Origin of the sequence: Bacillus sp. FSL R5-0576, assembly GCF_038004765.1 — a bacterium.
GTDB lineage: Bacteria > Bacillota > Bacilli > Bacillales > Bacillaceae > Bacillus > Bacillus subtilis.
Genome location: NZ_JBBORU010000001.1, coordinates 312,253 through 337,481, shown reverse-complemented (window position 1 = coordinate 337,481; position 25,229 = coordinate 312,253). Strand labels below are relative to the sequence as shown.

The following is a 25,229-nucleotide window of genomic DNA, read 5'->3' as shown; positions in this document are numbered from 1 at the left end:
ATCCTCCTCCATTTGTTATGAATTTGTTTTGGCGATTCCTAAGAATACGGCGGCGGCAATAATCAGGATAATCCCGATCGCAATTGCTATAAGCTGGCGTTTCGTTTTCTTTTCACGCAGGATGAAAATGCCACCGAGCGTAGAAATGACAATTCCCATTTGTGAAAGGGAAAAGCTCGTTGCAACGCCGACTCGCGGCTGAGAAATAAACAAAAACATATTTCCGCCTGCCCAGATTAACCCTGGGAGAATATTTCTGATCGCATACTTGTTAAAGGGTTTGTGCCTATAGGTTAAAACTACCCCCCCGACCACCATGCCAATTGCCTGTGGCAGCAGCGCGGACCAGCCGGACACATTGAATAATCTAGCCACGACTACATAAACCAAATAACCAAGAGTCGAAACAAGGAGAATCAAAATGCCCTTTTTCAAATTGCTTGGCTCGCCCTCTTTTTTATCATTCTTATCTTCCAAGGACGTGAGAATGATTCCCACAATGATAAAGATCAAAGCGAGAACGCCAAGCGTAATCGCAATCGGTGTTGACCATTCGCGGAACACGATCACACCGAACAGCGAGGTGGAAACGAGCTGCATTCCTGTGGAAATCGGCATTGTTTTCGACACGCCCATCAATTGAATGCTTTTCAGCTGGTTGGCCTGTCCAAGTGACCAAAATAAGCCGGATACGATTCCAACAATAAAAATGCGAAGGGACAGAACGGGCTGAACAAAAAAGTAAATAACGATAGAAACAATGAGCGCCCCGATCGTCGTTCCCAGTGTCTGGCTGTACGGCCCGCCGCCTAATTTCACATTGAAGAGAACAATGCTCCCCCAAAACAAAGCCGGGAGAAGAGCCAATAATAAATCCATTGTTGGGGAACCTTCTTTCAAAATGTATTTGCTGTTATTTTGGCTGGAATTGTTGTGATTATTCGCCGGAACACAAAAAGAGCTGCCGGAAAATCCGGCAGCTCTCAGGAGCGTGCATTCTTTTATAAACCGATGGACAAATATTTTGTTTCAAGGTACGGCTCGATACCTTCTGAACCGCCTTCACGGCCGATGCCGCTTTCTTTCATTCCGCCGAATGGCGCTTGAACAGCTGACGGTCCGCCGTCATTCCAGCCGATAATGCCATACTCTAGATTCTCGGAAATATAGATGCCGCGGCGGTAGTTTTCTGTGAAGAAGTAAGCAGCCAAGCCATACGGTGTATCGTTGGCAAGCTGAATCGCTTCATCAATATCAGAAAACGTGACGATCGGGGCGACCGGGCCGAATGTTTCCTCATGCATGATGTTCATGGACGTATCGACATCGGTGAGCACTGTCGGATTCACAAAGTAGCACCCTTTGTCATCGTTTCGGTCATATGTGCCCCCAGCAATAACTTTCGCGCCTTTTTCAACCGCATCATCTATTTGGCTGACGATTTTTTCGAAGCCTCGTTTGTTGATAATCGGGCCGACATTGACGCCTTCCTCAAGTCCATTTCCGACTTTCAGCTTAGACACTTGCTCGCTCAGTTTCGCAGCAAATTCATCTTTAATGGATTCATGAACGATCAGGCGGTTGGCACATACGCAGGTTTGGCCGGCGTTTCGGTATTTGGACGCCATCGCCTGTTCAACGGCAAGGTCAATGTCCGCATCTTCATCTACGATCAGCGGGGCGTGTCCGCCGAGCTCCATTGAGACGTGCTTTACGGTGTCCGCGCTGTTTTTCATAAGGATTTTCCCTACAGGTGTTGAGCCTGTGAACGTGATTTTGCGGATTTTCGGACTGCTTGTGAACACATTTCCGATTTCTTCTCCATCGCCGATCACAACCTGAAGAACATCCTTCGGAATGCCCGCTTCATATGCTAGGCGCGCCAGTTCATAAGCAGACAGCGGTGTGTCCGGCGCCGGCTTGATGATAAATGTACAGCCGGCGGCAAGAGCAGGCGCCGCTTTGCGTGTAATCATCGCATTCGGGAAATTCCAGGGCGTGATAGCAGCAACGGGGCCGACCGGCTGGCGTGTGACAACAATTCGTTTACCAGTTGTCGGGGCCGGGACCGTTCTTCCGTACACACGCTTCGCTTCCTCTGCGAACCATTCGATATAGCCTGCGCCGTATAGTACCTCGCCGACTGCTTCCTGATAGGGTTTTCCGTTTTCCTTCGTAATTAAATCTGCAAGCTCTTCTTTATGTTCAACAATCAGTTCATACCATTTTTTCAAAAGAGACGCTCTTTCGTTCGCTGATGTTTTAGACCACGTTTTAAACGCTTGATGTGAACGTTCAATGGCTTCTTCTACCTCTGTGGCTGATTGCTGAGGAATCGTTTTGATCTCCTCGCCCGTAGCCGGGTTGTAGACCGTTAATTGATCTGGCATATTGAACATTCCTTTCTTTTCATGATTACTTAAAATGATAGCAGACCCAGCCGTTTTCTTTCCAATGATTAAGCTCGCAGGCCAGCCTCCAAGATGCTGAGCCCTTCATTTAAAAGGCTGTCTGAAATGACGAGCGGTGTCAAAAAGCGGATGATATTACCGTTAATTCCCGCTGTCAGCAAAAGTAATCCGTTTTGATTCGCATAGGCCGCGATCGCTGCTGCTTTTGCTTTATCAGGCTCACGCGTGTCTGGATCCTTGACGATTTCGATTGCGGCCATCGCCCCGAGTCTGCGGATGTCACCGATGAACGGGAATTCTTGTTTCCACTCATACGCCTTGTCTTCAATGATTTTGCCAATTTCTTCAGATCGCTCATTCAGTCCTTCTTCTTCGATAATATCCAAGACTGCCAAAGCCGCCGCGCAGCCGAGCGGGCTGCCGGCATACGTGCCGCCCAGCTCCCCTGGCGCTGCCGCATCAAGCATTTCCGCACGCCCGATCACACCGCTTAATGGCAGGCCTGCCGCAAGCGATTTAGAAACCGTGATCAGATCGGGCACTACATCAAAGTGCTCAATTGCGAAATAAGTGCCAGTTCTGGCAAAGCCGGTTTGGATTTCATCAGCAACAAAAACAATGCCGTGTTCTTTGCAGAATGAAGCGACGTGCTGTACGAACCGTTTCGAAGGAATAATAAACCCGCCTTCTCCCTGCACCGGCTCCATCACGACACACGCCACCGTTTCAGGCGCCACTGAAGCGATAAAGAAATCATTGAATGCTTGAATGACCATATCGTCATAGCTTTCATCACTCATGCCGGCCGGCTTCTGATAATAATAAGGGAACGGCGCTTGATAAACCTCTGGCGCAAAAGGCCCGAAACCGAATTTATAAGGTTTTACCTTGCTTGTCATGCTCATCGTCATATTCGTGCGCCCGTGAAACCCGCGTGTAAACGAGACAACGCCTTGGCGCTTTGTATACTTTCTGGCGATTTTCACAGCGTTTTCGACCGCTTCTGCCCCTGAGTTAAGAAAAATCGCTTTTTTCTCATGGCTGCCCGGTGCAATGCCGCACAGTTTTTCGGCTAACTCGATATAAGTCGGGTACATCATGACATTAAAGCCAGGATGAATCAGCTCCTCTGCCTGCCGCTTCACAGCCTCAACCACCTTCGGATGCGAATGTCCGACATTTAACGTGCCGATGGCGCCTGCAAAATCAATAAATCTCCGGCCGTCCAGATCGTACAGCTCGGCCCCTTCTCCTTTGACCGCCAGACTGCGGTTGCCGTTGCTCACACCTTTTGACACAAATTGATCCCGTTTTTGCTGCCATTGTGCAGTTGTGATGCTTGCTGTTGTTTGACTCATGTGAATATCCCCCTGTCGGTATTTTCTTATCATTCTGACTTCTCTTTGGTATGATGAAAAGTACCAATTATAACTTTTTGATGGTATCAGAAGGAGAAAATACAAATGGATATCACGATTACACTCGATCGTTCAGAACAAGCCGATTATATCTATCAGCAAATTTATCAAAAGCTGAAAAAAGAAATCCTCAGCCGCAATCTGCTGCCGCACTCGAAGGTTCCCTCCAAGCGGGAGCTGGCTGAAAATCTCAAGGTCAGCGTAAATTCAGTGAATTCAGCCTATCAGCAGCTGCTGGCTGAGGGGTATTTGTACGCCATTGAACGAAAGGGTTTCTTCGTGGAGGAACTAGACATGTTTTCCGCCGAGGAGCACCCTCCATTTGCACTGCCGGATGATCTAAAAGAGATTCACATCGACCAGAGCGATTGGATATCGTTTTCACACATGAGTTCCGATACAGACCATTTTCCGATCAAAAGCTGGTTCCGCTGCGAGCAAAAAGCGGCCTCCCGCTCATACCGCACGCTCGGCGATATGTCACATCCGCAAGGGATATATGAAGTGAGAGCGGCCATTACGAGGCTCATTTCCCTGACGAGGGGTGTAAAATGCAGGCCGGAACAAATGATCATAGGGGCAGGCACACAGGTGCTCATGCAGCTGTTGACTGAGCTTTTACCCAATGAAGCCGTGTATGCGATGGAGGAGCCTGGCTACAGGCGCATGTATCAGCTTTTGAAGAATGCCGGAAAACAAGTCAAGACGATCATGCTGGATGAAAAGGGCATGTCGATTGCTGAAATCACCAGACAGCAGCCAGATGTGCTGGTGACCACCCCGTCGCATCAGTTTCCGTCCGGAACGATTATGCCTGTATCCAGAAGAATTCAGCTGCTGAACTGGGCAGCCGAGGAGCCGCGCCGATATATCATTGAGGACGATTATGATAGTGAATTCACATATGATGTAGACAGTATTCCGGCGCTGCAAAGCCTCGACCGTTTTCAAAATGTCATCTATATGGGAACCTTTTCAAAGTCCCTTCTCCCCGGCTTGCGGATCAGCTATATGGTGTTGCCGCCTGAGCTGTTGAGGGCATACAAACAGCGGGGCTATGATCTGCAGACTTGCTCATCACTTACACAGCTCACCCTGCAGGAATTTATCGAGTCTGGTGAATATCAGAAGCATATAAAAAAAATGATGCAGCATTATAAAGAAAAGAGAGAACGCCTGATCACCGCTTTAGAAGCAGAGTTCAGCGGAGAGGTTACCGTAAAAGGGGCAAATGCGGGGCTGCATTTTGTTACCGAATTTGATACCAGGCGCACCGAACAAGACATCCTGTCACATGCTGCCGGGCTGCAGCTTGAAATATTCGGAATGAGCCGATTTAACTTGAAGGAAAACAAGCGGCAAACGGGCAGGCCTGCTCTCATTATCGGCTTTGCACGGCTGAAGGAAGAAGATATTCAGGAGGGTGTGCAGCGGCTTTTCAAAGCTGTTTACGGACATAAAAAAATCCCCGTTACAGGGGATTGATTCACCAGCGGTCCTGGTCTACATTCAGCACGGCTTCAAGCAGGCCCGGAAATGCCTTTTCAAGGTCTTCAGCGCGAAGCGAATAATACCGGCGCTTTCCTTCTATCCGAACTTGAGCGATGCCTGATTCTCTCAAAACTTTAAAATGATGCGACAAAGTCGATTTGGCAACCTGCACATCTGCACAGGTGCTGCACGTTTTTTCTTTTGCTTCAGCTAATTGCTTGACGAGCTCTAAACGAAGCGGATCACTAAGTGCATGAAGAACCTTTGTCAGCTGCAATGTTTCTGTTTCTGGATGGTTTGGAATGTTCATGACACAAATGTATCACACAACAATTAGAATGACAATTTTACTATTTAAGGGTTTTTCCTTTACCTCATTTAGAATACATGTTACATTTAGTTCGATGAAATTCGAACAATAAATTCGCATAACGACGGAGGAGATTTACATGATCGTATTACAAGCTTACATCAAAGTAAAACCAGAAAAACGCGAGGAATTTTTGAGCGAGGCTCAATCACTTGTTCAGCATTCAAGAGCTGAGGAAGGCAACGCGCAATACGACCTATTCGAAAAAGTAGGCGAAGAAAATACATTTGTCATGCTTGAAAAATGGAAAGATGAAGCGGCAATGAAATTCCATAACGAAACTGCACATTTCCAAGGGTTTGTCGCAAAAGGAAAAGAACTGCTGAGCGCTCCTCTTGATGTTGTCCGCACAGAGCTTAGCGAGTAAAGGAAGGGTGTCTCATATGAATGAAGTGATTAAATCTTTAACAGACCACCGCTCGATTCGCAGCTACACAGATGAGCCTGTAGCTCAGGAGCAATTGGACCAAATCATTGAAGCGGTGCAATCAGCCCCTTCTTCTATCAACGGACAGCAAGTGACTGTGATCACAGTCCAGGATAAAGAGCGCAAAAAGAAAATCTCCGAACTGGCAGGCGGCCAGCCATGGATCGATCAAGCTCCTGTTTTCCTGCTGTTCTGCGCAGATTTCAACCGGGCCAAAATTGCGCTTGAAGATCTGCATGATTTCAAAATGGAAATCACAAATGGATTGGAATCTGTTCTTGTCGGCGCAGTAGACGCTGGTATTGCCCTCGGCACAGCAACAGCAGCGGCTGAGTCACTCGGACTTGGCACAGTTCCGATCGGTGCGGTTCGCGGAAACCCTCAAGAGCTGATCGAACTGCTTGAGCTTCCAAAATACGTGTTCCCTTTATCCGGCCTTGTCATTGGGCATCCTGCCGACCGTTCAGCGAAAAAACCGCGCTTGCCGCAGGAAGCTGTCAATCATCAGGAAACTTATTTGAATCAGGATGAGCTGACGTCTCACATTCAGGCATACGACGAACAGATGTCTGAATACATGAATAAACGGACAAACGGAAAAGAAACAAGAAATTGGTCACAGAGCATCGCTTCCTACTATGAGCGCCTGTACTATCCGCACATCCGTGAAATGCTTGAAAAACAAGGATTTAAAGTTGAAAAATAAGCTCTTATTCGGCCTGTCGGATTTTCCGGCAGGCCTTTCATTTACCCGGTTAAAATCCATTGACTTCTATTTTGTTTATTTGGTAAAATTTTTTTCATAGTTACTCATTGGTTTTCTGTGAACCAATGGGTTTTCTAATGTTCAAGAAAGAAGGAAGCCATGAGATGCTTGATAAAAAAACAGATATCTTGTTAGCCGCGCGAAAGCTTTTTTCGGAAAAGGATTTTACGTCGGTTTCCATGCAGGCGATCGCAGAAGAATGTAAGATGTCAAAAGCTTCGATATATAAGCTGTTCCAATCTAAAGAAGATCTGCTTTTGGAGCTGCTGTCATTTAACCAGAAGCAAATGGTGGCCGCGGCCTCAAGACTTCAGGAAAATACCGCACTTACACCGGAGGAGCGTTTGACGCAAAAGGTCAAAATGGAACTGGAGGGCTTCAGGCGGAATCAGCAGTTTTTCAATATGCTGACCTACGGAAACCCCAAGCTGCACAATGACCGGGTCAAACAGCATATCCATCAGACCAGATCGACGATTATCTGCTGGCACCGCGATTCGCTGATCCAGGCGTATGGAGAAACCATTCTCCCGTTTGTGTGGGATTTGGTTATCATTCTTCACGGCATGATGCGTGAGTTTTTAATGCTGATCAAAATCGAGGAAAAACCGCTTGAGCTTGACCCGATCGCAGAGTTTATCATCAGCACCCTCAATCAGATTATCAAAAACAGGGAAACCCGCCAGTCTCTTCTTCCGCCCGAAGCCATCGAGCTTTATATTCATTCAGCATCCTCCTACAAGCCAAAGGATAAATCAGTCCTATTATCGGAAAGCCTGAAGGAATTACATAAAGGCATCTCTTCCCTGTCCGCCGCGGACTATGACGTAGATGAACTGACATCCGCAGCTGCCATGCTGGAGGAAGAAGCGAAGAAGGAAGAACCCCGCGCTTTTTTACTCAAATCACTGATTGGCTATCTGGAACAAACCGGTGTTTTAACACAGCCCGTTTCCATGTTAAAAACACTGTTAATTACTTAGAGAAAAGAAGGGATATGTATTGAACAAAAGTATTGAACAAAAACCTTTTAACCGTTCTGTCATTGTCGGCATTTTGTTAGCCGGAGCGTTTGTGGCGATTTTGAACCAGACATTGTTGATTACCGCACTTCCCCATATCATGAGGGATTTCAATGTCGATGCCAACCAAGCACAATGGCTGACCACATCATTTATGTTAACTAACGGGATTTTAATTCCGATTACCGCGTTTTTAATTGAGAAATTCACAAGCCGGGCGCTGCTCATCACAGCAATGAGCATTTTCACTGCCGGAACAGTCGTCGGAGCGTTCGCGCCGAACTTCCCGGTTCTGCTGACAGCGCGTATCATTCAAGCGGCTGGAGCCGGCATTATGATGCCGCTCATGCAGACTGTATTCCTGACAATCTTTCCGATTGAAAAACGCGGCCAGGCTATGGGTATGGTCGGATTGGTCATCTCATTCGCGCCTGCGATCGGACCGACTCTTTCCGGATGGGCTGTCGAAGCTTTCTCTTGGAGATCATTGTTTTATATTATTCTTCCGTTTGCTGTGATTGATTTGATTCTTGCCAGCATCCTGATGAAAAACGTGACGACTTTAAGAAAAACACAGATTGATATTTTATCAGTCATCCTTTCAACATTTGGGTTCGGCGGCCTTCTGTACGGCTTCTCAAGCGTCGGCTCTTATGGCTGGTCCAGTTCAACCGTCTTGATTTCACTGCTGGTGGGTGTCATCGCGCTGCTCTTGTTTATCACAAGACAAATGAAGCTTGAAAAACCGATGCTGGAATTCCGCGTCTTCACGTTTGGCGTTTTCAGCTTAACAACACTGCTGGGAACCCTCGTCTTTGCATTATTGATCGGTACGGAAACCATCCTGCCGCTTTATACACAAAATGTCAGAGACGTCACAGCTTTTGATACAGGGCTTATGCTCCTTCCGGGAGCCGTTGTGATGGGCTTTATGTCGCCGATTATCGGCAGAATTTTTGACCGTGTCGGCGGAAGAGGGCTGGCGATTGCCGGTTTCTGCATCATCTTCCTGACATCTCTGCCGTTTATGCAGCTGACTGACCATACGTCACTCGCTTGGATTGTCGTTTTATACACCGTTCGTCTCTTAGGTACCGCCATGATCATGATGCCAGTGACAACAGCCGGAATCAACGCGCTGCCGCGCCACTTGATTCCGCACGGAACTGCGATGAACAACACGATTCGCCAAGTCGGCGGCTCGATCGGAACCGCACTATTGGTTTCCGTGATGAGCAACCAGGCCGCACATGCAGGCACGACAAATGTGAAGCACGCCGCCCTGCACGGCATGAACGCCGCTTTTATAGTGGCTGCCGTCATTGCACTTGTCGGCTTCCTTCTCTCATTCACATTAAAGAAACCTCAGCGCCCTGCCGAACAGCAGCCGGCACGCTGATTAACAAAAAAAGAGCCCCGCTATTTAGCGGAGGCTCTTTTTGGTTTTACTTTTCTAAACCGTCTTTCACTTCTTTGATCATTTGTGCCATAGACTCAAGACCGCCTCCTGATAAGTACCAAGTAGCAGAATCAAGGTAGACGACATGATCATTTTTCACTGCGTTTACATTCTTCACATAATCATTTTCAACGACTTGTTTAGTAGATGATGTTTCACCGATCGCTGTACCGCGGTCAATGACAAACAGGTAATCCGGGTTTGTTTTTGAAATGTACTCGTAAGAAACGCTTTGTCCGTGAGTAGACGCTTTGATGTTTTTATCAGCCGGTGTGACGCCGAACACGTCATGGATCAGGCCGTATCTTGATTTAGGACCGAATGCGCTGATCTTCCCGTCGTTCGCCATGATGACGAGACCGTTTTTGTTAAGCTTTTCAGCCGTTTTCTTTACATCTGCGATTGAATGATCGATTTTTGCGAGTTCATCCTTCACTTCATCTTCTTTATCGAAGATCTTACCGATTGTTTCTGCGTCAGACTTAAATGATTCCATATACTTCGCTGTGTCTACGCCAAGGTAAATTGTCGGCGCAATTTCAGAGAATTCTTTGTAAGACTCAGATTGTCTTCCTGAGATAATGATCAAGTCAGGATCTAAATCTGCCACTTTCTCGAAGTCTGGCTCTTTTAAGCTTCCGACGTCAGCATATTTGTCATCCTTGAATTTGGACAGATATTTAGGAAGGGCTTGTTTCGGCAGTCCCGCTACTTTATCATCAAGTCCAAGTTTATCTAATGTATCTAAGCTTCCAAAGTCAAATACGACAACTTTTTTAGGGCTCTTCGGTACTTTTGTTCCGTTTTTGTCCAGCTGGTGTTTCACCGTGATTTGTTCTTCCTTAGAATCAGAACCTTTGCTGCTTGTACTTTGGTTTCCGCATGCAGAAATCACAACTGCCGTCACCAAAGCGATGAATAGTAATGCGAACTTTTTCATGCTCTTCACCTCTTCTATATATTAAGAAAAATAGACACCTATTCTTTGATTATCAATCGTCTGAATCGGGATGGTCATATCGTAGATTTCCTCAAGCACTGATGTTTCTATCATTTCTTCAGGTGGTCCTTCTTTTACGATTCGGCCGTTTTTCAAAGCGACGATATGGTCAGAATAGACTGAAGCAAAATTGATATCGTGAATAACGATGACGATCGTTTTTCCAAGCTCCTCTACCAGCCGTTTCAGCAGTTTCATAATTTCAACTGAGTGTTTCATATCCAGATTGTTCAGCGGCTCATCCAGAAAAATATAATCTGTGTCCTGGGCAATGACCATGGCGATAAATGCCCTTTGGCACTGTCCGCCGCTCAGCTGATCCAAGTATTTGTCTTGAATGTCTTCCAGCTTCATATAGCTGAGCGCCTGGTTGATATGAACCCAGTCTTCCTCTGTCAGCCGGCCCTGTGAGTACGGAAACCTGCCAAAACTAACGAGGTCTTTGATCGTGAGCCTGATATTGATTTGGTTCGCCTGCTTCAAAATGCTCATTTTCTTGGCAAGCTCTTTGCTGTCACATGCTCCAATCTCTTGTCCGTCTACGTAAATCTCGCCGGAATCCTTTTTGATCAGGCGGCTCATGATAGACAGCAGCGTACTTTTGCCGGCGCCGTTAGGACCGATAAACGAGGTGATTTTGCCCTTTTGAATCGTGACTGACGTCTCTTCAAGAACAACTTTCCCGCCATATTGTTTGCTTACATTTCTGACCTCTACCATGATTTATTCTCCTTTAACAGCAAGTAGATAAAATAAATCCCGCCGGCAAAATTAATAATGACGCTCAGCGTCGTTGAGAAGGTAAACACTTTCTCAACCACAAACTGCCCTCCGACCAGCGCAATGATGCTGATGAAAACGGAGCCTGCGATTAAGTATGAATGCTTATATGTTTTCAGGAATTCTCTCGCCAGGTTGACGACCAGAAGGCCTAAAAACATAATCGGCCCGACTAGCGCTGTTGAAACAGAAACCAAAATCGCAACCACGATCAGCATCTGCTTCACCACTTTGTCGTAGTCAATGCCCAAATTCACGGCGTGCTCGCGTCCGAGCGACAGCACATCGAAAAATTTTGTAAAACGCCAGACATAAACGCCTGTCAGCAGGAAGATGATGAACGCGAGCCATAACAAATCCGTATTGATATTGTTAAAGCTGGCAAACATCTTGTCCTGCACAACTTGGAACTCGTTCGGATCAATCAGCATCTGCATAAAAGAAGACAGGCTGCTGAACAGCGTGCCAAACACGATTCCGATAAGCAGAAGGAAAAAGATATTTCTCCCCTCACCCTTGAACATGATCTGATACAAAACAAGAGAAAACAGTATCATCAGCAGAACAGAGATGATAAAGTTGATGTTTTTATTCATGATGACCATATTCGCAGAACCGAACAAAAAGATAATGCCAGTCTGAATCAGCATGTAGAGAGAATCAAGGCCCAAAATGCTCGGCGTCAGGATGCGGTTGTTCGTAATCGTTTGAAAGATCATGGTCGAAAACGCAATCGCTCCCCCAGTCAGCACAATGGCTGCGACCTTTTTGATTCGTCTCGGCAGGGTGTAATCCCAATTGCCTAAGTCATAAAACAAAAACAAGCCAATACATACAATGGCTAAACCAACGAGCAAAGCTATTTTCATCTGGTTACGCATAGGCTTTTCTCCTTAACAGCATAAACAGGAAAATGCCGCTGCCGATGATTCCGACCATCAGGCCAATCGAGATTTCATAAGGGAAGATAATGATTCTGCCCAGTATATCGCAAAACAGCACAAACACCGCTCCTAACAGCGCAGTATGCGGCAGGCTGCTCTTCAGATTGTCTCCTCTGTAAATCGATACAATATTCGGGATGATTAAACCGAGAAACGGCAGCATACCGACAGTCAAAATGACAAGAGACGTGATCAGGGACACGATAATGAGCCCGATGTTCACAACCCGTTTGTACTTGAGGCCGAGGTTGACAGAAAAGCTTTCACCCATACCGGCCAATGTGAATTTATCCGCATACACATAGGCAATGATGACGAGCGGAATACTCAGATAAAGAAGCTCGTATCTTCCTTTCACGACTAAAGAGAAGTCTCCCTGCAGCCATGATGACACATTCTGGATCAAGTCATATTTATATGCGATAAATGTCGCGATTGAACTGACGATATTCCCGAGCATTAAACCGACAAGCGGAATAAAGATGGTGTCGTTAAACTTGATTCTTTCAAGGATTTTCATAAACAGAAAATTTCCTGCAAGGGCAAAGACAAACGCGACCAGCATTTTGATTAAAGGACTGGCGGATGTAAACAGCAGCAAGGAAATTAAAATGCCGAGCCTCGCCCAATCCATCGTGCCCGCCGTCGTCGGTGACACGAATTTATTTCTGCTAATCTGCTGCATAATCAAACCGCAGATGCTCATGCTTAATCCCGCGATGACAATGCTGATCAATCGCGGCAAACGGCTTGCAAACAGCGTTGACGCCTCTTGTTTGCTTAAATCGAAGAGATCAAGCGGCGACAGATCTTCTACACCGATAAATACAGATGTGACTGCTAATATGATAAGTAGAATAAATAAGTAACGTAGCTTCATGCTGCCTCCTTACATCCTTACAGCAAAAAGAACGTATCTCCTACTCCGCAAGGACTCAAAACAATATGGCCATATAGTAATTGATTATCATTATCATTTACATATTACCATTTTTCTAGGGTTAGTCAATATTCTTTAAAAATATTAACCTAGTCATTTATCCATTTTACTAATCATTCTAACCATTTTCCATCCCAAAACGTTAGGCTGTTTACCATATTTATCTTTATAACGCAGGCATACGGTCAGCAAACCTGACATTATTCCTTGTGAAAAATACAAATGTTCTCTCCAGAAAGAAATTCCCCCTTGATTTACAGTACTGAAAGAGAGATAATAAATACTAAATTTGTGTGAAAATTTTAAACATTAGGAGATGTAAACATGAAGGTCGTTAAATTCGGAGGCAGCTCACTTGCTTCAGGCGCCCAGCTTGACAAGGTGTTTCACATCGTTACCTCAGACCCGGCACGGAAAGCTGTAGTCGTTTCAGCTCCGGGAAAACGCTATGCCGAGGATACGAAAGTGACTGATCTCTTAATCGCATGTGCAGAACAATATTTGGCATCAGGCAGCGCACCTGAACTGGCGGAAGCGGTTGTGGAACGGTACGCTCTCATCGCCACTGAGCTTCAGCTGGGGCAAGGCATTATCGAAAAAATCAGAGATGATCTGTTTACGCTTTTAGAAGGAGATAAAAGCAATCCCGAACAATACCTTGACGCAGTCAAGGCCAGCGGAGAGGATAACAATGCCAAGCTGATCGCCGCTTATTTCCGCTATAAAGGCGTCAAAGCGGAGTATGTAAACCCGAAGGATGCCGGCCTCTTTGTGACAAATGAACCCGGCAACGCGCAAGTTCTTCCTGAATCCTATCAAAACCTCTATCGTCTTCGGGAACGTGACGGACTCATCATTTTTCCCGGTTTTTTCGGATTCAGCAAGGATGGCGATGTGATCACATTCTCACGGAGCGGTTCTGATATTACCGGTTCGATTCTTGCCAACGGACTACAAGCCGATTTGTACGAAAACTTTACAGACGTAGACGCTGTGTATTCTGTCAATCCGTCCTTCGTTGAGAATCCAAAGGAAATCAGCGAGCTGACATATAGAGAGATGCGGGAGCTGTCCTACGCGGGTTTTTCAGTGTTTCATGATGAAGCGCTCATTCCGGCATTCAGAGCGGGGATTCCTGTTCAGATCAAAAATACGAACAACCCCTCAGCCGAAGGCACCCGCGTCGTCAGCAAGCGGGATAACACAAACGGGCCTGTCGTCGGCATTGCCAGCGACACCGGTTTTTGCAGCATTTATATCAGCAAATATCTCATGAACAGAGAAATCGGTTTTGGCCGCAGAGCCCTTCAAATCCTGGAGGAGCATGGTTTGACGTATGAGCATGTTCCCTCGGGAATCGATGACATGACGATCATTTTACGGCAGGGGCAAATGAATGCCGCCACTGAACGCAGCGTCATCAAACGGATCGAAGAGGATTTGCATGCCGATGAAGTCATCGTGGAGCATCATCTCGCCCTGATTATGGTTGTAGGGGAAGCGATGCGCCACAATGTCGGTACAACGGCAAGAGCCGCCAAAGCATTATCAGAGGCACAGGTGAATATCGAAATGATCAATCAGGGGTCTTCTGAAGTGAGCATGATGTTTGGCGTAAAAGAAGCCGAAGAAAGAAAAGCCGTTCAAGCGTTATACCAGGAATTTTTCGCGGGCGTATTAATCTCTTAATCGTACATAAATAGCGGGCGGCAGCGCCCGCTATTTTTTATATCACCTTCATATAGCCGAATTGTTCATTTTTTCTCTTGTCCACTATTATCCCTGCCAAATGGATCGGTTCAGCATATCTTATAGTATCCTTCATAGGGAGGTGAAACCTTATGTCAGGATACTCTAACGGCGGCGGTTACGGCGGCATCAGTTCTTTCGCTTTAATCGTTGTATTGTTTATTCTTTTAATTATCGTAGGGACTGCGTTTGTTGGCGGCTACTAAGCTGCTGACCGTCTCTGCGGGACCCTGTCCGCCACGGTTTTGCAGCATTTGCTGAAGCAATCTCGCAAGGAGGTGCACAAAATGTCAGGTTACGGAACTTCTTTCGCTTTGATTGTTGTGTTATTTATCCTCTTGATCATTGTGGGAACTGCATTTGTAGGAGGCTACTAAATAAACGTAATCTCCATGAAGGCGGCACCGCAAGACTATGTCTTGCGGTGTTTTTGAAAAGAAAAACCCCTTCTCGCAAATGAGAAGGGGCTTGTTCTTACGTCATTCCTCTTTCTGTCACATGAAAGTCGAGTGCTTCCGCATTAGCAGAAACGCCAGCCGCTGTAAAAATCGCGGCTGCGGCCAAACAAATAACAAACAACTTAGATTTCAATTTCATACAAACCTTCACTCCTTTGTATTTGTTTTCTTGCCTCTTCAACTTGTAGAAAGTAGGAAGCAGACAGTTTAAACCATTTCTGTTCATAGTAATATTTTGCTACTTCTAGGGCTAAATCCTCTATATCAGCGTACATATTTTTATTTTTTAAGTATTGGAAACATCGTTCGATTCCTTCTTCATTGGGCTGATCCTGATATAGGGATTGCAAAAACTCGAATTTTACGGCATAGTCTGCATCGTCTGTTTCTTTAGCATATTCATAGCCCCGCTTGTGATATTCCGAAGCTTTATCATGTTTTCCCTGTTTATAATAAATCAGGGTGATTAAAAAATAGGCTTGCGGGAGAGAATTGATGATCCTGCTGCTTTCAAACGTGGAGACCGCTTTTTCAAAGTAATCAATGGCAGGGCCTAGAAGGTCTTGATTGTAATAGCATAATCCGAGATTGTAGTATGCTCTTCCGACCAGCTGGGCTTTTTGTTCCGCTTGGGCCATATTGAGCGCCAATTTGAAATGGCGTGCGGCTTGTTCGAAATTTCTTTCATCCATCAGGTTGACCCCGAACACGAAATGGCATTGAATGATTCTCACATTATAGGTTTCCTGCTCCACGTAAATTTCATAGGCGTTTTTTATATTAATCAATGAAAAATACGTTTGCTTCATATAATAATAAGCTTCCGCGATTTTAAAATAGAATTCAGCCCGTTCAATATGGTCTGCGACAAAGGAGAGCTTTTTCTCCGCCTGTTTATAGTATGTAATGGCAGAAATAAATTCCCGCTTATCAAACTCATACATCCCGCGAAAAAAATTCACGTAATAGTCGAGCAGCCCTTTGAGATCTGCCTGGTTGCTGTCAATGTTTCTTGATAATTCAGACAGGCTTGGCTGGTCTTCGATATTTAATTTCTCTAACGGCTCAAGATAATCCAGCATAAGCTGGTGCCGGAATTCCATTAGTGAATAATAAAGCAGCAAGTTGGAATCATGCTGCATGTGTTTCAGTTCCTGCTGGATTTCAGCTTTTAACACTTCGGCATCCGGCACGCTGAATGTCCGGATATATCTGTACCACTCGTTAATTTTTTGACCGACCGCTGAAGAAGGAATTACCCCGCTCTTCATTCCTTCACCCTCTCCCATCAAAAACTGTTTATGTCATATTTTATCATGTTTATAGACCGTCCCAACCCGAAAAACACGCAATCTTTGTTTTCGGGAGCACGCAATAAACCGAAGCGGTGTGCAAAAAAGGCGGCTCCATCAGATGATGCCGCCGCCCTGTATGCTATTGCTGTTTTGCCGTTAAAGGAAGGCGGATGATGAACTTTGTGCCTTTCCCTTCTTCACTCTTGATTTCTACTGTGCCCTGGTGCATTTCAACAAGCTGCTTGACGATCGAGAGACCGAGTCCGTATTCACCGTATGCCGTGTTCGTTCTTGAAATATCTGCTTTATAGAATCGCTCCCAAATATGCTCAATATCCTCTTTTGGAATGCCGATACCCGTGTCTTCAATTTCAATAATCGTCTCTTTATAACCTTCCATTCCGCGCAGCCAAATGTCACCGTTTTTCGTAAATTGGATGCTGTTTTTCGTAATGTTGACGAGAATTTGAATGAACCGGTCATAATCGGCATGTACGATGACGTGATCCTCTACCTGGATCATCAGCTTGTTTTGTTTTTCTTCCGCCTGCTGCTGCAAGTGCTCTTTCACGATTTCAAACACCTCGATCAGAGGAACGTTTAGCTTGTTCAAGGTAATTTGCTGGGATCTGATTTTTTCATAATCCAGATTTTCTTTTACGAGCCGCAGCATGCGCTTCGTTTCCTCACTGATCAGCGAGAAGCATTTATCCTTCTTATCCTCAGGAATCGTATGGCTGTTCAGCCCTTCAACCAAACCGTTGATCGTCGTCAGCGGTGTTTTTAATTCATGTGACACGTCAGCGATAAACTGCCTTCTCCGCTTCTCAAGGCGATTGATTTCATCCCTTGACTGCTTTAGTTTTTTCGCCATGATATTAAAGTCAGACGCCAGTACGCCGATTTCGTCCCCGTAGCTGTTTTCCAAATGGATGTCATAATCGCCGGAAGCCACTTTATCTGTCGCTTCTCTCAGCTTTTGAATCCGCTTGACATGGAATTTGGACAGAAGCCAGCTCACAAGAATCGTAATCACAAGCGTGCTGATCACAGCGTAAAACATATAGAGGTTGACCTGATTGACCATCTGTTCAACACCGCTGATCGGAGAAATCAGCAGAACGGCGCCTTTAAATTCGTTCTGAACAAATATAGGCTGCGCCACAAGGGACACTTCATCATCAAAACGGCCATCTGCCCTGATCATGACAGTCTGCCCTTTTTTCAGCTTATTCCATTCTGATTTCTTCAGCTGTTCCCTTGGTGGGTGATGAAAGCCTTCAGGAAGAAAATAAGGCTGCTGCTCTTCATTAAAGATGATAAATTGCGTCTTTCTTGTGCTTAAAATGTCCTGATAAGGATAGAGCCTGCGCATGTCCACCTGGCCGGCTTGGAATTCATTTGCGATCTGCACCGCATATGACGTCAATTCCTCTACTTTGTTTTGATAGGCAAATTCTTTCACAAAGTGGGAAAACAGAGAAATGATAATGACAAACGCTAAAATCAAAATGCTGATGTGGCTTAGCAGCAGCTGATATAAATATTTAATCTTCATCAAATTTATACCCTACTCCCCACACAGTATACAAGAAAGGCTTGTCTTCGCTGGCAAGCTTTTTCCGCAGCCGTTTGATATGAACGTCAACTGTTCGCTCATCTCCATAAAATTGATAGCCCCATACCTGCTCAAGCAGCTGTTCTCTTGAGAACACCTGCCGCGGATTTTGGACAAGGTAATAAAGCAGATCGAATTCCTTCGGCGTGAGATTTTCTACAGGCTCTCCGTTTAATAATACTTCTCTCGTCTTCTTATTAATGGTAAAGCATTCCGTTTCGATCATATCTTCATCAATAACCGCTTTGCCTGTCGCCTTATATCTTCTGATGACGGCTTTGATGCGGGCAACCAATGTCAGCGGGCTGAACGGCTTTGTGACATAATCGTCCGCCCCCATCTCAAAGCCGATGACCTGATCTGATTCAGTGTCTTTGGCAGTCAGCATGATAATCGGCACCGTGCTTGTCTCTCTTATTTTTCTGCAGATGGTCACGCCGTCCATAGATGGAAGCATGATATCCAAAATGATCAGATCCCAATTTTCTTCCGTAAAACGCTGGTACCCTTCTAACCCGTCATGAACGAATTCCGCTTCAAAACCTTCTTTAAAAAAGAACATCTCCGTCATCGTACATACACTAACATTATCTTCTATCATTAATATTTTCATTATATCCTCCGATTGTTTTGATGCTTTTTTATATAATAGCACCATTTTAAACAGAAGGTTTTGCGTTTCACAATTGTTAGTTTTTATTTCATCAACTAGAAATAGATTGTTCATATTTTTTTCATACCTTTGGACTACTATTAATTTATCAACAAGCAAGCCCGCCCCAGAGGCGGCCTTATCAATCAAAGTACCTATACGGAGGAACATAAATGAACTTTATCAAACGGGCCTTTTGGAATATGAAGGCTAAAAAGGGAAAAACATTATTGCAATTATTTGTGTTTACAGTCATATGTGTCTTTGTTCTATCAGGCCTCACCATCCAGTCGGCAGCACAAAAATCAAGCGAACTGGCCAGACAGGAACTCGGCGGAAGCGTGACACTACAGGTTGACCGCCAAAAGCAAATGGAAAAACAGCAGGACAGCGGTGAAAAACGCAGCTTCGAATCCACACCGATCAAAGTGTCTGATGCGAATAAGCTTGCAGCGCTTGATCATGTGAAGAGCTACAATTACACCACATCAGCTTCAGCCAACGCGGGAAACTTTGATGCGATTGAAAGCTCTAGTTCAAGTGATTCCAGCTCCAGCAGTTCAAGCTCAAACGCTAAAAACAGCCAAGGCGGCGGACAAGGCGGACCGCAAATGGTTCAAGCCGATCTTTCGATTGAAGGTGTCATCAGCACAGCGTTAGTCGATGATTTCTCTGACGGAGATTCAAAAATCACAGACGGACGCGCGATTACAAAATCAGATGTCGGCAAAAAAGTAACAGTGATCAACGAAACTTTAGCGGAAGAAAATGATTTGAGCGTTGGCGATTCGATCACAATTGAATCAGCAACAGATGAAGATACGACGGTAAAGCTGAAGATCGTCGGTATTTATAAAACAACATCTTCAGGCGATGACCAAGCCCAAAATTTCTCTTTCTTAAACCCTTATAACAAGCTTTATACGCCTTACACAGCAACAGCGGCGCTGAAAGGCGACGACTATAAAAATACGATTGACTCAGCTGTTTACTATATGGACGACGCGAAAAATATGGATGCTTTCGTAAAAGCAGCGAAGAAAACATCAATAGACTTCGATACGTACACACTGAATACAAACGATCAGCTTTACCAGCAAATGGTCGGACCGATTGAAAATGTGGCTTCTTTCTCTAAAAACGTGGTGTATCTTGTATCAGTGGCAGGCGCCGTCATTCTTGGCCTGATTGTCATGATGTCAATCAGGGAGCGCAAATACGAAATGGGCGTGTTAATGGCCATCGGTGAAAAACGATGGAAATTGATTGGACAGTTCTTGACTGAGATTCTGATTGTGGCCGTTATCGCTATCGGCCTTGCATCTGTGACGGGAAATCTCGTCGCAAATCAGCTTGGAAATCAGCTTTTATCCCAGCAAATCAGTTCATCAACCGATTCAACGCAAACCGCAAGCGGACAAATGCCCGGCGGCGGTGGCGGCATGGGCGGCGGAATGTTCGGCCACAGTTCATCAAACGTGGACGTTATCGATTCACTGAACGTCGCGGTTTCTATGAACGACATGCTTATTCTGGGCGGGATCGGCATCCTAATCGCAATCATTGCAACATTGCTGCCGTCAATTTCAGTACTGCGGCTTCATCCGAAAACGATATTGACAAAACAGGAATAGAAAGAGGCGGAACCTATGAGCTTATTAGAATTTCAACAAGTCGGCTACTGGTATAAAGACAAAAGCCAGCCATTGTTTCAGGATATTAACATCAGCTTTCAAAAAGGAAAATTCTACACAATCGTCGGCACATCAGGGACGGGGAAAACCACTTTCCTGTCTCTGGCAGGCGGACTTGACGCACCAAAAGAAGGAAACATCCTTTACGACGGAAAAGCGGTTTCTAAAATCGGCTTAACCAATTTCAGAAATCAATATGTATCAATCGTCTTTCAGGCGTACAACCTGCTCCCGTATATGACGGCTTTGCAGAACGTCACAACCGCTATGGAAATCACAGGATCTAAAGAAAAGAACAAAGAATCATATGCGCTTGACATGCTGCAGAAGGTTGGCATCAACGAAAAACAAGCCCGGCAAAAAGTGCTCACACTGAGCGGCGGACAGCAGCAGCGGGTATCAATTACAAGGGCTTTCTGCTGTGACACGGATCTTATCGTAGCCGATGAACCGACCGGAAACCTTGATGAGGACACATCAAAAGAGATCGTACGGCTCTTTCAGGATCTGGCGCACAAGGAAAATAAATGCGTCATTATGGTGACGCACGATGAACAAATTGCAAAAGTGTCAGACATCAATATCAGACTTTCAAGAGGAAGCTTTACTGTGAAGGAAAACGTCGCAGTGGTATAACAAAACGCGCCTCTGCCAGTGCAGACAGGGGCGCACCCTATATCCCCCTTTTATATAGAAGTGAACATAAAAAGAGCGGCGGCTGCATCCCCCCGCTCTTTTTATCATTCCTTTGCTCCTGTCCCTTTTGACTTCTCTCTTCGTTTCTTTTTCCAAACAGCCACAATAAACAGAAAGAGCGGAAACAATAATTGAAAAGGCAAATGAATATACAGCGGCACCACGTTCAAGCCTTCGTTCAAGTGCTCTGAAAAGTTAGTTGCGATCGTTAAAGAAAGGATTAAGATGCCCAATCCCATCGGATAAGCCAATTGAGAGGGATTCTTTTCCTTAAAGAGCGTAGATGTCCCAACCACAGTGGCATATAAGTAGAGGCTGACCTTAAAGAAGCCGCCGATGATCAGCGCCAGCATAAAAAAGACATCGAGCCGGTCTAAAAATTCTTCGACCTTGATTGTCTGAATCGTACTTAAAAGCGGGAACTGGGATCTGAGTGTAAGATCAACATCAAGCACGATGATATTAATCGCCACGGTGAGCGCCACAACCAATCCGCTAATAGCCATGGCAATCATCCCCATTTTTTTCACATCTTTTCTGTCATTCAGGTTAGGGAAAATCATCACAAATAAAACGACTTCACCAAATGGGACGTACATGGTCTGCGTGAAAACAGAGTGAAGGATAGGAGAAATACCGTTTGCCAAAACCGGCTTTAAATTGTGCGGGTCTATAGTGCCTGAGACAATAATCAGCACGAGCCCGATCGCGCCCAGTAAATACATGACCCCGAAAAGAAGTTCGGCAGCGCGTGCGAGTACTTCAATTCCTTTTCTTACGGCATATATGCTTACTACCATTAATAAAGCATTTACAATAATGATAGGTGTATCATGATAAGCAAACGTCAGCAGCATTTCTCCAAAGTCACGCAGCACCCTTGCGGCAATATAGGCAAAGTACAATATATAGAGAAATGAAAACAGCCAGCTCAGCTTGGTTCCCAGCATATCATCCATATATTCTTTCGGAGAAGAATTCGGATAACATTGATAAATGCCTTGATACAAATAGAAAAGAAACAGTCCGATCGCACAGCCTAATAAAACTGCTATCCAAGCATCCCTGCCCGCCATTGATCCCGGTGTAATCAATAAGGAGCTGCCCAGTTCAAAAATGATAATCATGACAAACAGCTGCCTTATGCTTATTCTGGCTTTTTCCATCTGTCACTTCCCCTTTCTTCAGACCTAATCATCTTTAAACTGGTGTTTGATCGGATCGTTTCGCAATCCCGTCCTTCTGATATACGTCTCGGCCTTCACATCGATGGGCAGTTCGGGCAAATATTCTTTGTCCCATGTGTCCTTCATTTTCTCCCACTGCTCCGGATACTTTCTATATATCGTGTCACCAAAACCGATAAAATCTATTTTATTCTTCTTAATCTTTTTCACAGTATGGCTGATTTCCTTTTCAAGCTCTTTGTTGAGCGCTTTTTCAATAGCGGCCAGCACCTTGGGATCAGACAATTGGAAAGGGTATTTGACAGCATCAATAATACCTTCAACCGACACTTTCACATGGATGTACGGACGTCCGTTCCGCATTTTCGGTACCAGCTTTGTATCTTGATGGGTAACCTGCAAGCTGACCGCATCCTTCGTCTTGCCCCAGTCAGCATTAATAAACGTATGCTGGATCTTATTCATAAGCCAGACTGCCCCCACGCTTTCATCATCTTCCAGCCAATACTTTAAATATCCTGCCTTATCAAAAACCGCCAGACCATCTGCCTGAAGAATGGCTTTCGGGTCAGTCGCCTGCGTGTTTTCCATGCTGACTCCTTTTTTATCGTCACCAATCATCATATATCCGGGGATGACCGGTGCCATAGTGTTGGCGGCAAGTGTTTTCAAAACGTCCTGAATATTGGTTTTGACCACCCGCCCGTATTGCGCCTCCGTGAAATCCAAGGTTTTATTGACTTTATTTGATGGAATTTTATCAATTGGCGTCAGGATTTTCACAATATTTTCTGCTTTTGTTTTATGGGCAACGACGAAGGTTGCTGTTGTCCTGAATTCTGTGTCCCGGTCAAGATTATCTAATACAAAATCCAAACCTTCTTCTTTTGCCAGCTTTTCATTGATCACGACTAGATTGGTATGGGCAAAATAAAGCCGCCGTGATACCTTCATGGAGGCTTTTCTGAGTGCTTCCGTTATATTGTTACCTTCAATCGAATAGACATATACAGGCGGCCTGTCTCCAGCACCGCCTCCCTGAAGGCCGCCGGCAACATTTCCTGGATTGATAATTTGAAGATGCAGCACGTAGTTGCTGTCGTTTGTCCGATCGATGCCAATCGCCGAGATAATCGCAAGATCCGTCAGCTCCCTCTTATCCCAGCAGCCGGGCAGCACAATGGCGCTCAAAAGCATGAGAACGGCTAATAGACATTTACGTACCATTCTGATCCCCTTCTTCCAAATCTTTGTTCACCATTCCTCGTGAAGCGGCCGGCTCTGGGCGTTGATCTTGCCCCTGCCGCACCTTATCTTCCTTGCTGACCGATTCCGGCCTTTTTTCATCGGCCCACCACGGAACCCGGAAAAGCGCGTCCTTTACGCCTTGTGAAGAAAAGGGTGCAAGCGGCGACATATATGGAACGCCGAATGAACGAAGACTGCATAAGTGGACAAACATCATAATGATCCCTAAAATCAGCCCGTAAAAACCCATAACAGCTGAGGCAATAATAAAAATAAACCGAATAAGCCGGGCTGAAATCGCCATTGCAAACGCCGGTGTTGCGAAGCTCGCAATCGCGGTGAGTGCCACGATAATCACCATTGCCGGAGAGACGATACCAGCCTGTACGGCAGCCTGGCCGATTACGAGCGCGCCTACGATTGACACTGCCGAGCCAACAACCCGGGGCAGCCTGAATCCCGCTTCCCTCAGAATCTCAAAAGCAACCTCCATCGTCAGCGCCTCCACAACAGCCGGAAACGGGACAATTTCCCGCTGGGCCGCAATGACCACTAACAGCTGAGTCGGTATCATTTCTTGATGAAACGTCGTGGCTGCCACGTATACAGCCGGAGCCACAAGCGAAATGAAAAAGACTAAAACACGAAGAATTCTTATGCTTGTCGCAATGTCAAAACGCGAATAATAATCCTCAACAGACTGAAAAAACTGGACAAATAAGGCCGGGGCAATAAGCACAAACGGTGTTCCGTCCACAATAATCGCGAATCTTCCTTCTAACAGATTACCCGCTACTACATCAGGGCGTTCTGTATGATACATAGTCGGAAACGTCGTAAAGGTTTCATCTTCAATCAGCTGCTCAATATATCCAGATTCCAAAATACTGTCAATATCTATTTTTTCCAGGCGCTGCTTCACTTCCTTCAGCACCTTTTCATCGCATATTCCTTGAATGTACATGAGAGCGATATCCGTATTCGTAACAGAACCTTTTTTCATTTTTTCAACCCATAAATTCGGATTTTTAATGTATCGCCGGATCATGGAAATATTGGTTTGCAGAGACTCTGTAAACCCTTGGCGCGGACCGCGGAATGACACCTGGGTGCTCGGCTCTTGGATGGAGCGCTGCTCTCCCCCTTGAGTGCTGCAAATCAAAGCTTCATCATGGCCATCAGCAAAAATGAGCGCATTGCCGAGCATTAACTCGGAAAAAAGCTTGTCCCAGCTCTTTTCCGCTTTCACCCCGCCCAGCGGGAGCGTTTTTTCAAGAATTTGCTGGATCGCATGAGTATTCTGGATAGACTCATCCTGTACCAATGGGTCAATTAACGACTCATGGATCGTGTTATTATCGACCAGCCCAGCAATATAGATAACAGCTAGGTGGACATGATCCTGCTCCCCGATTTTAATCTCGCGAATGATGACGTCAGAGCTGCTTCCGACTTCCTTTTTCGTTTCCGCTATATTCTTTGCCAAACTTGGAGAAATGAGAACCGGCCTTTCTTTTTCTTGCTGCTGTTCCTGGTTCCTTTCGTCTGTATTCTGCTTGTCTTTTGAATCGGTATTGTTCTTTCGCTTAGAAAATAAAGGCATA

Annotated in this window: 25 protein-coding genes; 10 read left to right on the top strand and 15 right to left on the bottom strand. The window is 45.4% G+C overall.

What is annotated here, in order from left to right; translation table 11 throughout:
* Window positions 1–15: 15 nt before the first annotated feature.
* The 3 genes from glcU to gabT all read right to left on the bottom strand — a co-directional run bounded on the left by glcU (window position 16) and on the right by gabT (window position 3,769).
* Window positions 16–879, bottom strand: a complete 864-nt coding sequence (gene glcU, locus NX903_RS01675; RefSeq protein WP_026009827.1) for a glucose uptake protein GlcU — start codon at window positions 877–879, stop codon at window positions 16–18.
* A gap of 122 nt (window positions 880–1,001) precedes the next feature.
* Window positions 1,002–2,390, bottom strand: coding sequence for a succinate-semialdehyde dehydrogenase (gene gabD / locus NX903_RS01670; RefSeq protein WP_015382777.1), 1,389 nt, complete (start codon window positions 2,388–2,390; stop codon window positions 1,002–1,004).
* A gap of 68 nt (window positions 2,391–2,458) precedes the next feature.
* A complete protein-coding gene (gabT, locus tag NX903_RS01665) occupies window positions 2,459–3,769 on the bottom strand; it encodes a 4-aminobutyrate--2-oxoglutarate transaminase (RefSeq protein WP_046160059.1) in 1,311 nt (436 codons plus the stop codon).
* A 105-nt stretch (window positions 3,770–3,874) separates the two neighbouring features.
* Here gabT and gabR point away from each other — a divergent pair, with 105 nt between their 5' ends.
* Window positions 3,875–5,314, top strand: a complete 1,440-nt coding sequence (gene gabR / locus NX903_RS01660; protein WP_086343459.1) for a MocR-like transcriptional regulator GabR — start codon at window positions 3,875–3,877, stop codon at window positions 5,312–5,314.
* Window position 5,315: 1 nt separating this feature from the next.
* On the opposite strand, the gene NX903_RS01655 is transcribed toward gabR, so the two are convergent.
* Complete coding sequence (locus tag NX903_RS01655; protein ID WP_003234476.1) at window positions 5,316–5,630, bottom strand: ArsR/SmtB family transcription factor; 315 nt, start codon at window positions 5,628–5,630, stop codon at window positions 5,316–5,318.
* A gap of 139 nt (window positions 5,631–5,769) precedes the next feature.
* Here NX903_RS01655 and NX903_RS01650 point away from each other — a divergent pair, with 139 nt between their 5' ends.
* The 4 genes from NX903_RS01650 to NX903_RS01635 all read left to right on the top strand — a co-directional run bounded on the left by NX903_RS01650 (window position 5,770) and on the right by NX903_RS01635 (window position 9,304).
* Entirely contained in the window at window positions 5,770–6,057 is a 288-nt protein-coding gene (locus NX903_RS01650) for a putative quinol monooxygenase (protein WP_003234477.1), read from the top strand.
* Window positions 6,058–6,073: 16 nt separating this feature from the next.
* A complete protein-coding gene (nfsA, locus tag NX903_RS01645; protein WP_003234479.1) occupies window positions 6,074–6,823 on the top strand; it encodes an oxygen-insensitive NADPH nitroreductase in 750 nt (249 codons plus the stop codon).
* A gap of 164 nt (window positions 6,824–6,987) precedes the next feature.
* Window positions 6,988–7,866, top strand: coding sequence for a TetR/AcrR family transcriptional regulator (locus NX903_RS01640; RefSeq protein ID WP_003246592.1), 879 nt, complete (start codon window positions 6,988–6,990; stop codon window positions 7,864–7,866).
* A gap of 19 nt (window positions 7,867–7,885) precedes the next feature.
* Window positions 7,886–9,304 (top strand): MDR family MFS transporter, encoded by a 1,419-nt coding sequence (locus NX903_RS01635; RefSeq protein WP_086343458.1) that lies wholly within the window; start codon window positions 7,886–7,888, stop codon window positions 9,302–9,304.
* A gap of 46 nt (window positions 9,305–9,350) precedes the next feature.
* On the opposite strand, the gene yclQ is transcribed toward NX903_RS01635, so the two are convergent.
* The 4 genes from yclQ to yclN are packed head-to-tail and all read right to left on the bottom strand — an operon-like array spanning window position 9,351 to window position 12,968.
* Complete coding sequence (gene yclQ, locus NX903_RS01630; RefSeq protein WP_014478834.1) at window positions 9,351–10,304, bottom strand: petrobactin ABC transporter substrate-binding protein YclQ; 954 nt, start codon at window positions 10,302–10,304, stop codon at window positions 9,351–9,353.
* A 21-nt stretch (window positions 10,305–10,325) separates the two neighbouring features.
* A complete protein-coding gene (gene yclP, locus NX903_RS01625; RefSeq protein ID WP_086343457.1) occupies window positions 10,326–11,084 on the bottom strand; it encodes a petrobactin ABC transporter ATP-binding protein YclP in 759 nt (252 codons plus the stop codon).
* Window positions 11,078–12,025 (bottom strand): petrobactin ABC transporter permease YclO, encoded by a 948-nt coding sequence (gene yclO, locus NX903_RS01620; RefSeq protein ID WP_003246705.1) that lies wholly within the window; start codon window positions 12,023–12,025, stop codon window positions 11,078–11,080. Before yclO ends, yclP begins: the two co-directional genes overlap by 7 nt.
* On the bottom strand, window positions 12,018–12,968 hold the full coding sequence (gene yclN, locus NX903_RS01615; RefSeq protein WP_014475804.1) for a petrobactin ABC transporter permease YclN: 951 nt from the start codon (window positions 12,966–12,968) through the stop codon (window positions 12,018–12,020). Before yclN ends, yclO begins: the two co-directional genes overlap by 8 nt.
* Before the next feature lie 384 nt (window positions 12,969–13,352).
* Here yclN and NX903_RS01610 point away from each other — a divergent pair, with 384 nt between their 5' ends.
* From NX903_RS01610 to NX903_RS01600, 3 genes are all read left to right on the top strand, one after another.
* Complete coding sequence (locus NX903_RS01610) at window positions 13,353–14,717, top strand: aspartate kinase (protein ID WP_086343456.1); 1,365 nt, start codon at window positions 13,353–13,355, stop codon at window positions 14,715–14,717.
* Between the two features lie 152 nt (window positions 14,718–14,869).
* Window positions 14,870–14,983 (top strand): YjcZ family sporulation protein, encoded by a 114-nt coding sequence (locus NX903_RS01605; protein WP_014478831.1) that lies wholly within the window; start codon window positions 14,870–14,872, stop codon window positions 14,981–14,983.
* A gap of 81 nt (window positions 14,984–15,064) precedes the next feature.
* Window positions 15,065–15,154 (top strand): YjcZ family sporulation protein, encoded by a 90-nt coding sequence (locus tag NX903_RS01600; protein ID WP_015482794.1) that lies wholly within the window; start codon window positions 15,065–15,067, stop codon window positions 15,152–15,154.
* Between the two features lie 97 nt (window positions 15,155–15,251).
* On the opposite strand, the gene phrC is transcribed toward NX903_RS01600, so the two are convergent.
* The 4 genes from phrC to yclJ form a co-directional block, all read right to left on the bottom strand.
* Entirely contained in the window at window positions 15,252–15,374 is a 123-nt protein-coding gene (gene phrC / locus NX903_RS01595) for a phosphatase RapC inhibitor PhrC (RefSeq protein ID WP_003224994.1), read from the bottom strand.
* Window positions 15,358–16,506, bottom strand: coding sequence for a response regulator aspartate phosphatase RapC (gene rapC, locus NX903_RS01590; RefSeq protein WP_086343455.1), 1,149 nt, complete (start codon window positions 16,504–16,506; stop codon window positions 15,358–15,360). The genes phrC and rapC overlap by 17 nt, the downstream gene beginning before the upstream one ends.
* Window positions 16,507–16,669: 163 nt before the next feature.
* On the bottom strand, window positions 16,670–18,091 hold the full coding sequence (gene yclK, locus NX903_RS01585) for a two-component system sensor histidine kinase YclK (RefSeq protein WP_086343454.1): 1,422 nt from the start codon (window positions 18,089–18,091) through the stop codon (window positions 16,670–16,672).
* A complete protein-coding gene (gene yclJ / locus NX903_RS01580; RefSeq protein ID WP_003246532.1) occupies window positions 18,078–18,761 on the bottom strand; it encodes a two-component system response regulator YclJ in 684 nt (227 codons plus the stop codon). Before yclJ ends, yclK begins: the two co-directional genes overlap by 14 nt.
* 212 nt (window positions 18,762–18,973) lie before the next feature.
* On the opposite strand from yclJ, the gene NX903_RS01575 reads away from it, so the two are divergent.
* Both NX903_RS01575 and NX903_RS01570 read left to right on the top strand, forming a co-directional pair.
* Entirely contained in the window at window positions 18,974–20,434 is a 1,461-nt protein-coding gene (locus tag NX903_RS01575) for an ABC transporter permease (RefSeq protein WP_015382763.1), read from the top strand.
* Between the two features lie 15 nt (window positions 20,435–20,449).
* The gene (locus NX903_RS01570; protein ID WP_015382762.1) at window positions 20,450–21,130 is read left to right on the top strand and encodes an ABC transporter ATP-binding protein; all 681 of its coding nucleotides are present in this window, start codon (window positions 20,450–20,452) and stop codon (window positions 21,128–21,130) included.
* Between the two features lie 104 nt (window positions 21,131–21,234).
* Here the strand turns inward: NX903_RS01570 and gerKB are convergent, their stop codons facing one another.
* The 3 genes from gerKB to gerKA are packed head-to-tail and all read right to left on the bottom strand — an operon-like array spanning window position 21,235 to window position 25,228.
* On the bottom strand, window positions 21,235–22,356 hold the full coding sequence (gerKB, locus tag NX903_RS01565; protein WP_049141363.1) for a spore germination protein GerKB: 1,122 nt from the start codon (window positions 22,354–22,356) through the stop codon (window positions 21,235–21,237).
* A 24-nt stretch (window positions 22,357–22,380) separates the two neighbouring features.
* A complete protein-coding gene (gene gerKC, locus NX903_RS01560) occupies window positions 22,381–23,604 on the bottom strand; it encodes a spore germination protein GerKC (protein ID WP_049141361.1) in 1,224 nt (407 codons plus the stop codon).
* A complete protein-coding gene (gerKA, locus tag NX903_RS01555) occupies window positions 23,594–25,228 on the bottom strand; it encodes a spore germination protein GerKA (protein ID WP_086343453.1) in 1,635 nt (544 codons plus the stop codon). Before gerKA ends, gerKC begins: the two co-directional genes overlap by 11 nt.
* Window position 25,229: the final 1 nt, after the last annotated feature.

Excerpts from the sequence above, each read along its gene's own strand:
- NX903_RS01575 (WP_015382763.1), top strand. The coding sequence starts at position 18,974 with ATGAACTTTATCAAACGGGCCTTTTGGAATATGAAGGCTAAAAAGGGA.
- yclP (WP_086343457.1), bottom strand. The coding sequence starts at position 11,084 with ATGGTAGAGGTCAGAAATGTAAGCAAACAATATGGCGGGAAAGTTGTT.
- NX903_RS01655 (WP_003234476.1), bottom strand. The coding sequence starts at position 5,630 with ATGAACATTCCAAACCATCCAGAAACAGAAACATTGCAGCTGACAAAG.
- yclO (WP_003246705.1), bottom strand. The coding sequence starts at position 12,025 with ATGCGTAACCAGATGAAAATAGCTTTGCTCGTTGGTTTAGCCATTGTA.
- phrC (WP_003224994.1), bottom strand. The coding sequence starts at position 15,374 with ATGAAATTGAAATCTAAGTTGTTTGTTATTTGTTTGGCCGCAGCCGCG.
- rapC (WP_086343455.1), bottom strand. The coding sequence starts at position 16,506 with ATGAAGAGCGGGGTAATTCCTTCTTCAGCGGTCGGTCAAAAAATTAAC.
- yclN (WP_014475804.1), bottom strand. The coding sequence starts at position 12,968 with ATGAAGCTACGTTACTTATTTATTCTACTTATCATATTAGCAGTCACA.
- yclJ (WP_003246532.1), bottom strand. The coding sequence starts at position 18,761 with ATGAAAATATTAATGATAGAAGATAATGTTAGTGTATGTACGATGACG.
- gerKA (WP_086343453.1), bottom strand. The coding sequence starts at position 25,228 with ATGCCTTTATTTTCTAAGCGAAAGAACAATACCGATTCAAAAGACAAG.
- NX903_RS01650 (WP_003234477.1), top strand. The coding sequence starts at position 5,770 with ATGATCGTATTACAAGCTTACATCAAAGTAAAACCAGAAAAACGCGAG.
- gerKC (WP_049141361.1), bottom strand. The coding sequence starts at position 23,604 with ATGGTACGTAAATGTCTATTAGCCGTTCTCATGCTTTTGAGCGCCATT.
- yclQ (WP_014478834.1), bottom strand. The coding sequence starts at position 10,304 with ATGAAAAAGTTCGCATTACTATTCATCGCTTTGGTGACGGCAGTTGTG.
- gabT (WP_046160059.1), bottom strand. The coding sequence starts at position 3,769 with ATGAGTCAAACAACAGCAAGCATCACAACTGCACAATGGCAGCAAAAA.
- nfsA (WP_003234479.1), top strand. The coding sequence starts at position 6,074 with ATGAATGAAGTGATTAAATCTTTAACAGACCACCGCTCGATTCGCAGC.
- NX903_RS01570 (WP_015382762.1), top strand. The coding sequence starts at position 20,450 with ATGAGCTTATTAGAATTTCAACAAGTCGGCTACTGGTATAAAGACAAA.
- glcU (WP_026009827.1), bottom strand. The coding sequence starts at position 879 with ATGGATTTATTATTGGCTCTTCTCCCGGCTTTGTTTTGGGGGAGCATT.
- NX903_RS01600 (WP_015482794.1), top strand. The coding sequence starts at position 15,065 with ATGTCAGGTTACGGAACTTCTTTCGCTTTGATTGTTGTGTTATTTATC.
- gerKB (WP_049141363.1), bottom strand. The coding sequence starts at position 22,356 with ATGGAAAAAGCCAGAATAAGCATAAGGCAGCTGTTTGTCATGATTATC.
- NX903_RS01605 (WP_014478831.1), top strand. The coding sequence starts at position 14,870 with ATGTCAGGATACTCTAACGGCGGCGGTTACGGCGGCATCAGTTCTTTC.
- NX903_RS01640 (WP_003246592.1), top strand. The coding sequence starts at position 6,988 with ATGCTTGATAAAAAAACAGATATCTTGTTAGCCGCGCGAAAGCTTTTT.
- gabD (WP_015382777.1), bottom strand. The coding sequence starts at position 2,390 with ATGCCAGATCAATTAACGGTCTACAACCCGGCTACGGGCGAGGAGATC.
- gabR (WP_086343459.1), top strand. The coding sequence starts at position 3,875 with ATGGATATCACGATTACACTCGATCGTTCAGAACAAGCCGATTATATC.
- NX903_RS01610 (WP_086343456.1), top strand. The coding sequence starts at position 13,353 with ATGAAGGTCGTTAAATTCGGAGGCAGCTCACTTGCTTCAGGCGCCCAG.